The sequence below is a fragment of the Egicoccus halophilus genome, from assembly GCF_004300825.1.
GTDB classification, from domain to species: domain Bacteria; phylum Actinomycetota; class Nitriliruptoria; order Nitriliruptorales; family Nitriliruptoraceae; genus Egicoccus; species Egicoccus halophilus.
This window is the reverse complement of record NZ_CP036250.1, coordinates 3,410,358-3,423,566: the sequence shown is the minus strand read 5'-3', so window position 1 is coordinate 3,423,566 and position 13,209 is coordinate 3,410,358. Positions and strand designations below refer to the sequence as shown.

11 protein-coding genes are annotated in these 13,209 nt (G+C 73.8%); 8 read left to right on the top strand and 3 right to left on the bottom strand.

Annotation, left to right across the window (positions count from 1 at the left end):
• Positions 1-375 precede the first annotated feature (375 nt).
• Positions 376-3,840, top strand: coding sequence for a phosphodiester glycosidase family protein (locus ELR47_RS15550; protein ID WP_130650712.1), 3,465 nt, complete (start codon positions 376-378; stop codon positions 3,838-3,840).
• 4 nt (positions 3,841-3,844) lie between these two features.
• On the opposite strand, the gene ELR47_RS15545 is transcribed toward ELR47_RS15550, so the two are convergent.
• The gene (locus ELR47_RS15545) at positions 3,845-4,630 is read right to left on the bottom strand and encodes an SIR2 family NAD-dependent protein deacylase (protein ID WP_205745313.1); all 786 of its coding nucleotides are present in this window, start codon (positions 4,628-4,630) and stop codon (positions 3,845-3,847) included.
• A 239-nt stretch (positions 4,631-4,869) separates the two neighbouring features.
• Here ELR47_RS15545 and ELR47_RS15540 point away from each other — a divergent pair, with 239 nt between their 5' ends.
• The 7 genes from ELR47_RS15540 (at position 4,870) to ELR47_RS15510 (ending at position 12,485) form a co-directional block, all read left to right on the top strand.
• Positions 4,870-5,751 (top strand): FAD binding domain-containing protein, encoded by an 882-nt coding sequence (locus tag ELR47_RS15540; RefSeq protein ID WP_130650711.1) that lies wholly within the window; start codon positions 4,870-4,872, stop codon positions 5,749-5,751.
• Positions 5,748-6,305 carry a (2Fe-2S)-binding protein gene (locus ELR47_RS15535; RefSeq protein ID WP_130650710.1) on the top strand — a complete coding sequence of 186 codons (558 nt, stop codon included), beginning with the start codon at positions 5,748-5,750 and terminating at the stop codon, positions 6,303-6,305. Before ELR47_RS15540 ends, ELR47_RS15535 begins: the two co-directional genes overlap by 4 nt.
• Positions 6,302-8,683: an aerobic carbon-monoxide dehydrogenase large subunit gene (cutA, locus tag ELR47_RS15530; RefSeq protein WP_130650709.1), complete on the top strand. Its 2,382-nt coding sequence runs from the start codon at positions 6,302-6,304 to the stop codon at positions 8,681-8,683. The genes ELR47_RS15535 and cutA overlap by 4 nt, the downstream gene beginning before the upstream one ends.
• Positions 8,680-9,390, top strand: a complete 711-nt coding sequence (locus ELR47_RS15525) for an SRPBCC family protein (protein WP_130650708.1) — start codon at positions 8,680-8,682, stop codon at positions 9,388-9,390. The genes cutA and ELR47_RS15525 overlap by 4 nt, the downstream gene beginning before the upstream one ends.
• On the top strand, positions 9,387-10,685 hold the full coding sequence (locus ELR47_RS15520; protein WP_130650707.1) for an amidase: 1,299 nt from the start codon (positions 9,387-9,389) through the stop codon (positions 10,683-10,685). Before ELR47_RS15525 ends, ELR47_RS15520 begins: the two co-directional genes overlap by 4 nt.
• 79 nt (positions 10,686-10,764) lie before the next feature.
• Positions 10,765-11,430 (top strand): SDR family oxidoreductase, encoded by a 666-nt coding sequence (locus ELR47_RS15515; protein ID WP_205745312.1) that lies wholly within the window; start codon positions 10,765-10,767, stop codon positions 11,428-11,430.
• A gap of 458 nt (positions 11,431-11,888) precedes the next feature.
• Entirely contained in the window at positions 11,889-12,485 is a 597-nt protein-coding gene (locus tag ELR47_RS15510) for an MFS transporter (protein ID WP_130650705.1), read from the top strand.
• Positions 12,486-12,508: 23 nt separating this feature from the next.
• On the opposite strand, the gene ELR47_RS15505 is transcribed toward ELR47_RS15510, so the two are convergent.
• Both ELR47_RS15505 and ELR47_RS15500 read right to left on the bottom strand, forming a co-directional pair.
• Positions 12,509-12,916 (bottom strand): helix-turn-helix domain-containing protein, encoded by a 408-nt coding sequence (locus ELR47_RS15505; RefSeq protein ID WP_130649562.1) that lies wholly within the window; start codon positions 12,914-12,916, stop codon positions 12,509-12,511.
• The gene (locus ELR47_RS15500) at positions 12,913-13,125 is read right to left on the bottom strand and encodes a type II toxin-antitoxin system HicA family toxin (protein ID WP_130649563.1); all 213 of its coding nucleotides are present in this window, start codon (positions 13,123-13,125) and stop codon (positions 12,913-12,915) included. Before ELR47_RS15500 ends, ELR47_RS15505 begins: the two co-directional genes overlap by 4 nt.
• Positions 13,126-13,209: the final 84 nt, after the last annotated feature.

Genomic DNA, 13,209 nt, shown 5'->3' with positions numbered 1-13,209 from the left:
CTTCCGACGCACGTGCGTCGCACCGGCGTGGATGTTGGGTCGAGAGGTACGCATCGCGACCGCCGGGCCGGACCGTCGAGATGCGTCCGCTGTCACCACGTGTGCCGGGCCGGTCTCGACAACGCCCGCTGCCGAACTGACCGCCACCGGAGTCCGGCGGTGCGCGAAGCGATCCGGGGCAGCAGGTCGGACATGCTCGGGTTTCGTCCGGTGGCGGGCGTGCCGTTGCCCGACGTCCGGCTGACCGTCACCTCGGGGCAACGGGGGAGTCACCCGTCCTGCCTAGCGTCCCCGGCGTTCCGGCAGCGCACCGGCGTGCGCCGGCTCCCGGCGACGCCTGCTGCCCGCCGGAAATCTGGATCGAAAGGTGTCGGCGTGCGTGCCGAACGTCCTCCCTTGAACCTCCGACGGGCGCGGTGGACGCGTCCGCTCGCCCTGCTGGCCCTGGCCGGCGCGACCGTCGGCGGTCCGCTCGCCGGGGCTGCCGCCGCCGATCCGCTCGAGGAGCGGGTCACGACCTCCGACGCGTGGTGGTCGCCCGCCGCCCAGCTGTCGTCGCTCGCCGCGTCGCCCACCACCATCCCGGTCGCCGAGGAGCGGCACCAGGTCGCCCCCGGGGTCGAGCTCACCGAGTTCGAGCGCCTCGACCCGGCCGGCTGGCTGCGCGGGGACCTGCTGCGCGTGGACCTCGCTGACGAGCGGGTGTCGGTCGACCTGTTGACCAGCGGGGCGGTCGCCGGGACCGCCCGCCTGTCGGACATGGCGGCGCGTGCCGGCGCGGTCGCCGGCGTCAACGGCGACTTCTTCGACATCAACAACACGGGTGCGGCCATCGGCCCGGCGGTGCAGGACGGGGAGCTCGTCAAGGGCGGCGTCCCGAACCGATCGCGGGCGTTCGGGATCACCGACGACCGCCTCGGCCGCGTCGTGGACGTGTTCCTCGACGGTCGCGTCACCCTCCCCGACGGCACGTCCCGGACGCTGACGGGCTTCAACCAGCACCAGCTCGCCGCGAACGGCATCGCGCTGTTCACCGGGGCCTGGGGCACCGCCACCCGCGCCGGGGTCGCCTCCGGTGCCGCGCGGGTCCACGAGGTCGTGGTCGCCGACGGGCGTGTCGTGGCGACCGGGGCCGCCGTGACCGACGCGGCCGTGCCGGTCGACGGCTTCGTGCTCATCGGGCGTGACGCCGGCGCCGACGCGCTCGCCGGCCTCGTCGTCGGGGACCCGGTGGCGGTCGAGTACGGCCCGCGGGTCGAGCCCGACGGCCGCCTGACCGCCGCCGTCGGTGGCAACCAGGTACTGCTTCGTGACGGTGCGGTCGTCCGCTCCACCGACACGGCCGTGCACCCCCGCACGGCCGTCGGCGTCAGCGAGGACGGTCGCACCCTGTTCCTGCTCACCGTGGACGGCCGCCAGGAGGCCAGCCGCGGCACCACCATCGAGGAGACCGGCCGGCTGCTGCAGGAGTTCGGCGCGCACAGCGGCCTGAACCTCGACGGCGGTGGGTCGAGCACCATGCTGGCCCGTCACCCCGGTGGCGAGCCGCGACTGTTCAACGCGCCCTCGGACGGCGTCGAGCGGTCGACCCCCAACGGCCTGGGCGTCTTCGTGGCCCCGGGCAGCGGCGAGCTCACCGGCCTGCGCATCGAGCCGGCGGTCGACGTCGAGCACCCGACCCGGGTCTTTCCCGGCCTGTCGCGCACGTTCGGTGCCGTCGGCCACGACGAGACCTTCTCGCCGGCGACCACCACCCCGGTGTTCGCGGTCGACGGCGACCACGCCACCGTCACCACCGACGGTGTCGTGACCGGTCGCACGTCCGGTCCGGCGACCCTGCGTGCCACCGACGGTCCGGTCACCACCACCCTCGACCTCGACGTCCTCGACCCGCTCGAGCGGATCGAGGTCGTGCCGGGGCGCGCGTCGCTGGCCGAGGCGGACGCGTCGACCGTGGTCGTCGTCGACGGCTTCGACGCCGACGGCACCCGCGCCCGCATCGAACCCGCCGACGTGACCGTCACCCTCGCCGACCCGGACGTGGCCGAGGTCACCCCGACGGTCGACGGCTTCCGCATCACCGCGAAGGTCGACGCCGGCGGGACGCTGGCGACCGTTGCGGCCGCCGACACGCTCGCCTACGTCCCGGTCACCGTCGGGCTCGCCGACGCCACGATCGCGGACACCACCAGCACCGCCGGTTGGACCACCACGCACGCCCGGGCCGCGGTGACCCTGCGCGTCGGCGGCGGCGGACCCACCGGGCAGGACGTGCTGCGACTCGGTTACGACTTCACCCGCGACACCGCCACCCGCGCCGCCTACCTCGGCCGGTCCCCGTACGTCGAGATCGAGGGGCAGCCGCAACGTCTCGGGGTCTGGATCGACGGTGACGGGAACGGCGCCTGGCTGCGTGGCCGGATCGTCGACGCCGCCGGGACGCTGCACACCATCAACTACGCCGCCCAGATCGACTGGACCGGCTGGCGCTACGTCGAGGCCACCATCCCCGACGGGGTCGCGTACCCGATCTCGTTCCGGGACCTGTACCCGGTCGAGACCCGTCCGGCCGCCCAGTACCAGGGCGAGATCGGCGTGTCCGGCCTCGTCGCCCGGGTGCCGACGACGGTCGAGGTGCCCAGCGTCGCCCGCGCCGCGGACCCGCTGCTCGTGCAGGGACGCGACGTCGCCGGCGAGCGCTGGACGTTCGCCGTCGTCGCCGACTCGCAGTTCGAGGCCGCCCACCCGCAGGGGATCAACGTGGAGCTCGCGCGCCGTACGCTGCGCGCCGCGAGGACCGCCGACCCCGACCTGATCGTCATCGCCGGTGACCTGACCGAGCTCGGCCACCCCGCCGACATGCGCCTCGCCCGTCAGGTCCTCGACGAGGAACTCGGCGACGACGTGCCCTGGTACTACCTCCCCGGCAACCACGAGCACTACGGCACCGGCAACCTCGACGCCTTCTCCGCCGAGTTCGGTCCCGGCCGCCACGTCGTCGACCACCGTGGCGTGCGCTTCGTGCTGGCCAACACCGCGTTCGGCACCTTCCGCGGGTCGGACTTCGCCGGTCTGGTCGAGCTGCGCGAAGAGCTCGAGGCGGCGGCGACCGACCCGGCCGTCGAGCACGTCGTGGTCATCGGCCACCACCCGACCGTGGACCCCAACCCCCAGGCCGCCAGCCAGCTGACCGACCGCCGCGAGGTGGCGCTGCTCGAGCGTTGGTTGACCGAGTTCCGCACCGCTTCGGGCGGCAAGGGCGCGGCCTACATCGCCGGGCACGCCCACGTCGCCGACCTGCGGCGCGTCGACGGGGTCCCGTACCACGTCGTGCCGCCGGCCGGGGCGAAGATCTACGGGCCGACCGACGCCGGCGGGTTCTCCGGATGGGCGCTCTACGGCGTCGACCCGACCGCGACCGGCGGCAACGCCTCGATCACCGACGACCCGTGGCTCGAGGTCGCGCTGCACCCGCTGGTCGAGGGGCTCGAGCTCGAGGCACCGACCACCCTGCGTGCCGGCCAGACGGTGGAGCTGCACGCCCGTGGGGCGCTCACCCAGGGACGGTCGTTCCCGCTGCGGGCGCCGGCGACGGTGACCTGGCGCGGTCGCGGCCTCGCGCTCGCCGGTGACCCGACCACGCCGATCCAGCCCGGCCGGCCCGTCGCGGCCGTGCTCGACCCCGAGACCCTGGAACTCACGGCCGTGCGTCCGGGTCGGGTCGAGCTCGTCGTCGAGGCCGACGGTCAGCTGGCCAGCGTCGAGCTGACCGTCACCGGCCCGCCGGCGGACCGGCCGGTCCCGCCGGCGCGTGTCCCGGTCGGCGCCGGCGCCCGGTGAGCCCTCAGCCGGCGCTGGTCGCGCGGACCCGCTCGACCAGCGCCGGCACGACCTCGACCAGGTCGTCGGCCAGTACGGCGTCGGCGACCCGGTCGTAGGGCGTCGGTTCGGCGTTGGCGACCACCAGCCGGGCGCCGGCCTCCAGCGCCGTGCGCGGCAGCAGTGCGACCGGATGCACCGCCAGCGAGGTGCCCAGCGCCAGGAACACCTCGCAGCCGACGGCGGCGTCGTGGGCCCGCTGCAACCGGGCGGGGTCGAGCGGCTGCCCGAACGAGACCGTGGCCGCCTTCAGCAGCCCACCGCACCGCGTGCAGTGCGGGTCGTCGTCGCCGTCCGCGACCCGTTCGAGGACGGCGGGCATCGGGTGGCGGTCGCCGCAGTCGAGGCAGTGCACGAACCGGTTGGTCCCGTGGATCTCGACGACCCGGTCGGGATCGTTGCCGGCGTCCTGGTGCAGGCCGTCGGTGTTCTGCGTGACCAGCGTGTCGAGCCGACCGAGCCGTTCGAGCTCCGCCAGCGCGACGTGGGCCGCGTTCGGCCGCGGCCGCAGACCGGCGCCGGCCAGGCGTTCGCGCCAGATGTCGCGGCGGGTGTCGGGCTCGGTCAGCCACACGTCGATCGACGATCGTCGCTCCGCGGCCGGGTCCCGGGTCCACACGCCCTGCGGGCCGCGGTAGTCGGGGATGCCCGACGCGGTCGACATGCCGGCGCCGGTCAACACGACCACCCGGTCCGCATCTCGCAGCCACGTGGCCACCTCGTCGACGAGCACGAACGTCCCCCTCGGCACGGCGTCGTCCGGCGACGCTAGAGGCAGCGGGTGCACCGCGATCCCGCCGACCCCGGCCGGGTGGTCCGTAAGCAGCGACGCGACGCCGGCCAGCACGTCGACCCGAGGTCTCGGCACGGTCGCACAGCGCGCCCCCGGCTGATTCGGCAGAGGTTGACGACCACGGTCGGGATGGCCGTTCGCTAGCGTCGGACGCTCGTCGGAGCAGGGAGCCCGCGGATGCGAACGAGTCACGCCACGTGAAGCCGCCCGCCTTCGCCTACCACGCCCCGCGCTCGATGGACGAGGCGCTCGACCTGCTCGACCAGCTCGGCGGCGACGCGAAGGTGCTCGCCGGTGGGCAGAGCCTCGTCCCGCTGCTCAACATGCGCCTGGTCGCGCCGGCCGCGCTGGTCGACATCCGCCACCTCGCCGCACTCGACGAGCTGACCGTCACGGACGGCGCCGTGCAGGTCGGCGCCCGTGTGACCCATCGTCGGCTCGAGCAGGACGCCGACGCGGCCGCCGCCCTGCCGCTGCTGGGCGACACGCTCCGGCTGGTCGCCCACCCGGTGATCCGCAACCGGGGCACCAGCGTCGGCTCGGTCGTCCACGCCGACCCGGCCGCTGAGCTGCCCGCCGTGGTCGCCCTGCTCGACGCCGAGCTGGAGATCCGCTCGACCGCCGGCACCCGCACCGTCGCGGGTACCGACGTGTTCGAGGGGCCGCTCGAGTCGGCGCTGCGGCCGGGGGAGCTCGCCACCGCCGTGCGCTTCCCGGTCCGACCCCCCCGCACCGGCGACGCCGTCGAGGAACTGGCCCGCCGGCACGGCGACTACGCGCTGGCCGGCGTGATCGCACGCGTCACCCTCGACGACGACGCCCGAGTGGCGTCCGCCCGCGCCGCGTTCTTCGGTGTCGGGCCGCTGCCGGCGGTGGTCGCCCTCGACGCGCTCGTCGGCCAGCCCGCCGACGCGTTGGCGACCGACGACGCGGTCGCGGCCGCCCGCGACGCCCTCGACCCGGACGACGACATCCACGCGACGGCCGCCTACCGCCGCCACCTCGCCGGGGTGCTGCTGGAGCGGGCGCTCGGGCGCGCCGCCGTGCACGCGCGAACCGACCTGGAGGTGCCGGCATGACCGACCAACTGCACGAGGTCGCCGTGACCGTCAACGGCGTCCACCGCAGCGTGCCCGTCCCCGCCCGACGGCTGCTGTCGGACTTCCTGCGCCACGACCTGCGCCTGACCGGCACCCACGTCGGCTGCGAGCACGGGGTCTGTGGCGCGTGCACGGTGCTGCTCGACGGCCAGCCGGTGCGCTCGTGCCTGACGCTGGCGGTCGCCGTCGACGGCGCGACGCTCACCACCGTCGAGGGACTGGCGGCCGAGGACGGCACGCTGCACCCGGTGCAGCAGGCGTTCCGGGACTGCCACGGGCTGCAGTGCGGGTTCTGCACGCCCGGCATGGTGATGAGCGCCTGCGGCTTCCTCGCCGACGACCCGGATCCCGATCCCGACGAGGTCCGCGAGGGCATGGCCGGCAACCTGTGCCGTTGCACCGGCTACGCCGGCATCGTCGACGCGGTCGGCCAGGCGGCCGGCGCGCTGCGCGACTCGGGGGCCGACCCGCGGGCCCGGCACGTCGTCCCGTCCGGGCCCGGGCACGCCGACACGACGGGGGAGCGACCGTGACCACGCGCCAGTTCGGTGCCTCCGTCGCGCGTGTCGAGGACCCGCGCCTGCTGCGCGGCGAGGGGCGCTACCTCGACGACCTCGGGCACGACGCCCTGGCCGTCGCGATGGTCCGCAGCCCCCACGCCCACGCCCGGATCCTCGACGTCGACGTGACCGACGCCATCGAGGTCGACGGGCTGGTCGCGATCTACACCTTCGAGGACCTGCCCGAACGGCTCCAGCAGCCGCTGCCGCTGCTGATCCCGCACCCGTCGCTGACCGCCCCGGTGACCCAGTACGCGCTGGCCAACGGCGAGGTGAACCACGTCGGCGAGGCGATCGTCATGGTGGTCGCCACCGACCGCTACGTCGCCGAGGACGTCGTCGGCCGCATCCGGGTCGACTACGAGGTCCGCGACGCCGTCGTCGACATCGAGTCGGCCGTCACCGGCGGACCCGACGTGCACGACGCGGTGTCGGGCAACGTCGCCGCCGAGCTGACCCAGACCATCGGGGACGCCGAACAGGCCCTGTCGTCGGCGCCGCACCGGCTGCGGCTGCGCCTCGACATCGAACGCTCCGCCTCCACGCCGCTCGAGGGCCGCGGGGTGCACGCCCGCTGGGACGCCGACGACGCCTCGCTGCGGGTGCACACCTCGACGCAGGCGCCGACCAGCGTCCGCGCCGCCATCGCGACCTTCCTCGAACTCGACTTCGCCCAGGTCGAGGTGGTCGTCCCCGACGTCGGCGGCGGCTTCGGCGTGAAGATCATGCACCCGTGGCCCGAGGAGCTGCTGGTGCCGTGGGCGGCCCGGCTGCTCGGACGCGAGGTGAAGTTCACCGAGGACCGGCACGAGCACTTCGTCTCGGCCAACCACGAACGCGGCCAGGTCCAGCACGTCGAGGTCGGCTTCGACGACGAGGGCCGCATCCTCGGCCTCGACGTCGATTTCCTGCACGACCACGGGGCCTACATCCCCTACGGCCTGATCGTTCCGATCATCACCTCCACGCAGCTGCTCGGGCCCTACCGCATCGAGCACTACCGCGTCCGGTTCCGCAGCGTCTACACCAACAAGACGCCGGTCTCGCCCTACCGCGGCGCCGGTCGTCCGCAGGGCTGCTTCCTGATGGAGCGCACCGTCGACGCGATCGCGGCCGAGCTCGGGCTCGACCGCGCGCTCGTCCGGGAGCGCAACTTCATCCAGCCCGACGAGATGCCCTACGCGTTCGGACTGACCTTCCAGGACGGGCGCGACTACACCTACGACTCCGGCGACTTCCCGGCTTCGCTCGACAAGCTCAGGACGCTGGTCGACTGGGACGGGTTCGCGCAGCGCAAGGCGGCGGCCGCCGCCGAGGGCCGCCTGCTCGGCATCGGGCTCGCCTGCTACGTCGAGGGCACCGGGGTCGGCCCCTACGAGGGCGGCCACGTGCTGATCGAGCCCAACGGCACGGTGCAGGTCGCCACCGGCCTGGGCACCCAGGGGCAGGGCCACCAGACCGTGTTCGGGCAGATCGTCGCCGACGAGCTCGGCGTGCCGCTCGAGCACGTCCGGGTCGTCACCGGCGACACCCGCCGGTTCGGCTACGCCGTCGGCACCTTCGCCTCCCGGGCCGCGGTGATGTCGGGCAACGCCGTGCACCTCGCCGCGACCAAGGTCCGCGAGAAGGCGTTGCAGCTGGCCTCCGACGCGCTCGAGGTCGACGTCGAGGACCTCGAGCTCGCCGACGGGCGGGTGCAGGTCGTCGGCAGTCCCGGCACCGGCCTGCCCCTGTCGATGCTCTCGACGCTGTCGAACCCGCTGCGCTACGCCTTCGACGAGCACGCCAAGGCCGCGACGCAGTTCGCCGGTCCGAGCGACCCGGACCGTCCGCCGGTCGCCGAGGGGCAGCAACCCGGCCTCGAGGGGACCGACTACTACTCGCCGGTCCGTTCGACCTTCGCCAACGGCATGCACGCCGTCGAGGTCGAGGTCGACCCGGCCACCTCCGACATCTCGATCCTGCGCTACGCGGTCGTGCACGACTGCGGCAACCTGATCAATCCCAAGATCGTCCAGGGACAGGTGCTCGGCGGGGTCGCACAGGGGGTCGGCGGCGCGCTGTACGAGCGCATGGCCTACGACGAGCACGGGCAGCTGCTCAACGCCTCGTTCATGGACTTCCTGATGCCGTACGCCACCGAGGTCCCGACGGTCGAGATCGACCACCTCGAGACGCCCTCGCCCCTCAACCCGCTCGGCATCAAGGGCGCCGGCGAGGCCGGCGTCATCCCCGGCTCGGCCGCGATCGCCGCCGCGATCGAGGACGCCACCGGGGTGCCGGTGCGGGCCATGCCGATCTCGCCCTCGCAGCTGCACGAGCTGCGCCAGACCGCAGGAGGTGCCGCGTGAAGGTCACCGGTTCGTACACCCTCGCCGCCCCCCGCCAGCAGGTGTGGGACGCACTGCAGGACCCCGCCGTGCTCGCCCGCACCATCCCCGGCTGCGAGGCGCTGGAGGTCACCGGCGACGACGAGTACGCCGCGACCATCACCGCCGGGGTCGCCAGCGTCAAGGGCACCTACCAGGGCCAGGTGCAGCTGCGCGACAAGCAGACGCCCTCCAGCTACCGCCTGCACGCGCAGGGTGCCGGTGCGCCGGGCACGATCCGCGCCGAGGCGCAGATCGCCCTCGACGAGACCGACGACGGCGCGACCCGCATCACCTACGACGCCGATGCGGTGGTCGGCGGGATGATCGGCGGCGTCGGCCAGCGCATGATCGTCGGGGTCGCCAAGAAGACCGCCGGGGAGTTCTTCGCCGCGGTCGAGCGCGACCTGCAGGGTGGGCCCGCCGCGGCCGCGCCGGAGCCGGTCGCCGGTGAGACCACGGCCGCCACCGCCACCGCCCCGGCGTCGACGGCGCCCGCGTCGACGGCGCCCGCGTCGCCGGCTGCCGGGTCGCCGGCGTCCGGGTCGCCTGCGGTGGGGCAGGTCTTCGGCGGGCCACCGGCGGCGACGGCCGCGCCCGGCCGCTTCGGTGAACTGCTCGCTGCGGTGGGCCTCGGCGCGCTGATCGCGCTGGCCGGCGTGCTCGTCGGCCGCCGTCTGCGCCCGTGACCGCCACCGTGCCATCGGTCGCCGAGCTGCGCCGCCGCCTCGACGCCGGCGAGATCACCGTCGTCGAGGTCGTGCGCGGCTGCCTCGACGCCATCGCCGACCGCGAGGAGCAGCTGCAGGCGTGGGTCCACCTCGACGCCGAACTGGTGCTCGAGCGGGCCCGGGTCCTCGACGCGCTGCCACCCGAACGGCGCGGCCCCCTGCACGGTGTGCCGGTCGGCGTGAAGGACATCGTCGACACCGCCGACCAGCCGACCGGGCACGGATCGCCGATCTACACCGGCAACGAACCGGACGCCGACGCGGTCGCGGTCGCCCGCCTGCGGGCGGCCGGGGCGGTCGTGGTCGGCAAGACCGTCACCACCGAGTTCGCCCTGTTCCAGCCGGGTCCGACCCGCAACCCCCACGGGATCTCCCGGACGCCGGGCGGGTCATCGAGCGGGTCGGCGGCCGCGGTCGCGGCCGGGCAGGTGCCGCTGGCGATCGGCACCCAGACCGCCGGGTCGATCGTGCGGCCGGCGTCGTTCTGCGGCGTCTTCGGCGCCAAGCCGACCTTCGGGGCGGTGCCGCTCGACGGCGTGAAGCTGTGTTCGCCGAGCCTGGACACGGTCGGCCTGCTCGGCAGCGACGTGGACGGGATCGCCGTCGGGCTCGGCGTGATGGCCGACGACCCGGAACGGTTCCGGCCGGTCGACCTCGGCGAGCGGCCGCGGATCGGGTTCGTCCGCACACCGTGGTGGCACGAGGTCGAGCGGGGCGAACGCGGCCGCATCGAGACGGCGGTCGAGGCGCTGGCCGGCGACCTCGACGTGGTCGAGGTCGAACTGCCGGCCGAATTCGCCGGGCTGGTCGACGCGCAACAGGTGGTCATGGGTGTCGAGGTGCTCGACGCGCTGGCGTTCGAGATCGAGCATCACGGCTCGCGCCTGAGTGCGCGGCTACGGGCCTACCTCGACGACGCCCGTCGGATGCGTGACGAGTTCGACCAGGCGGTCGCTCTGCGCGAGTCGTGTCGCCGTCAGTTGGATGCGGCGTTCGGTGAGCTGGACGTGTGGCTCGCCCCGAGCGTGCTGGGCGAGGCGCCCGATGCGGCGACCACCGGTGACCCGCTGCTGTGCCGGCCGTGGACGCTGCTCGGCACGCCGACGGTGGCGGTCCCGGGTCTGCGCGGCGGGGACGGCCTCCCGCTGGGGCTGCAGACCATCGCCCGCCCGGGCGACGACGGCCGCGCCCTCGGCGCCGCACGCCTGGTCTCGGAACGCCTCGCCGCCGGAGAGCGCTCGCAAGGGCGCTGACCGCCCACGCGGTCCGCACGGACGTCCCGCAATGCACACGGCCGTGGGCTCCGCCCGGGGTACGGAGGAAGGACCAGACGTGACGCGCGTGGCCGTGATCGGTGGGCACGGGAAGACGGGGCGAGCCGTGTGCGCCCGTCTCGACGACGCGGTGGCGCTGGGCCGCGCCGATTGGCCGGACCTCGCCGGCGCGATGGACGGCTGCGACGCCGCGTACGTGATCGCCCCGAACCTGCATCCGGACGAGCCCGGCTACGTCGATCGCGCCCTCGGTGCGATGACCAGCGCCGGGGTCCGGCGAGTCGTCTACCACTCGGTGGCCGCCCCCTACGCCCCGGCCATGCCGCATCACCTCGGGAAGGCGGAGGGCGAGGACCTGGTCCGTCGCTCCGGTCTGGCATGGACGATCCTGCAGCCCGGTGCGTACCTGCAGAACCTCGATCTGTCCCGCGGTCCGGTCGAGGTGCCCTACGACGTCGACGCCCCGTTCGGGTTCCTGGACCTCGACGATCTCGGCGCCGCGGCGTCCCTCGTGCTCACCCGGCCCGGGCACGAGGGTGCGACCTACGAACTCGCGACCCGTCGTGCGTCCGTGGCCGAGCTGGCCGCCGAAGCAGGGCTCGAGGCCACCAGGATCGCCGACCCGGGCGACCACCCGTGGCTGACGGCGATGTTCGCCTACTACGACGCACATGGGCTGCCCGTGGGAACCCGCACCCTGGAGGCGCTGCTGCGCGGCACGTGAGCCGGCACCGGATCGTTCCGCGGAGGTGCCGGGTCTGCGCGGCGGCGACGGCCTACCGCTGCGGCAGGAGATCATCGCCCGCTCGGGCGACGACGGCCACGCCCTCGGCGCGGCCCGCTCATCGCCGAACGCCTCGCGCGTGAACGCTCCCGCGGAAGCGCCGACAGCCCACGCGGTCCGCACCAAAATCCCCGCTGTGAGCGCTTCCGCGGAAGCGCCGGCGTCGCCGGTCCGCGCATAGTTGGCGGCTGCGGCGCTCGCCTCGGCCACCGGCCCGCACCCGCGCAGCAGTCCCCGTTCTGCGCGCCGCCGCAGAAGCGCAGCCGGTGCCGCACCCGCGCACAGTTGCCGGTCTCACCTCGGCGGAACCGCTCCGGTCAACCCGAGTAGCAGGCCTCTCTGCGTGGTTCAGAGGAACGCCGCTGCTGGCAACCGTGTCGTTCAAACACCACCTGCCCATGGGGGGTCTTCCCCTTCGGGCCATCGCGATAGCGACGGCGCTGGCGAACTTCGGCGCCGCGGCGATGTGGTCGATCATGGTGCTGTTCGCCACCGAACTGCTCGACATCTCCGAGTTCGGCTTCGGCATCCTGCTCGCTGTCGCTGCCGCCGGCGGACTGCTCGGCGCGCTCACCGCCAGCCGGCTGGTGGCTCGGTTCCACCGGCGGCAGGTCATGCTCACCGCCATCGACGTCAACGCCGCGACCAGTGCGGCGGTCGGCCTGGCACGTGGGCCGATCCTTGTGGGAACGATGCTGTTTCTGACCGCGGCCGCCATCGCCGTCAACAACGTCGTCTCCCGGTTGCTGCGTCAGGCCATCCCGCCCGCACGGATTCTCGGCCGCGTCATCACCGGCGTGCGGGTCGTCGGGCTTGGGGCCGCACCCCTGGGTGCCCTCGCCGGCGGCCTTCTCGCACGCTCCGCCGGACTGCGAGCGCCGTTCTTCATGGCCGCCGCCGCGGTCGCCGCAGCGGCCTACGTGATCGCCGCAGCACTCACACGCAGCCGGATCGACGATGCCATCGCCTCGAACGCCGACCTGCTCTCCGACTGACACGCAGATGGTTAGTACGGGCGTTAGGCGGAGTTCGCCAGGTGATCTTGCTTCTCGATCTGGGAGACCCGCGACGGCGTCACGCCGAGGAGTTGCGCGACATCGCGCACGGTCAGCCCCGCCGCCCGGAGTTCGGCGACCGCGGCAGGGGTCCGGCGGCGCGCTCGGTCGCTCAGCTCGGCCAGGGCACGACGCAACTCAAGCGCCTCGAGCGTGTCGTCGGACACGTCGACGCGACGGAGGTCCGGGGAGATGTCGACCTCGAACGCATCACCGTCGATGTCGAGGACCAGCGCGATGGCCTCGCGGATCGCGGCATCCGCCTGGTCGAGCCGGCGTGACTGCGAGGCGACCTCGCGGCCCTCGACGTCGTACGCCACGAGCGACCACCAGTCGCCGTCACGGGTTGCGGTGACGCGGTAGGTGCTCACCTCCACCACTCCTCTCCGAGCTTGGCTGCCGCCTGCCGCATGATCGATCGGGCGGTGCCTTCGGCGATCTCGCGGTGGTTCGGGATCGGGATGCGTAGGCCGTCGAGTGAGAAGACCTCGTGACCGCCGGCGTTGCGCAACGACGCGAACTCCAGACCCGCGTCGTTGGCCGCGTCGCGGAGCTGTCTGATGAGGTCACGTCGCTTCATGAGCGTAAGTGTAGAAGCTGAACGAAGTCAAGTGCAGGCGATGAACTTACCTGTGCACAACCGCCGGTATGACTATGTGCGGGC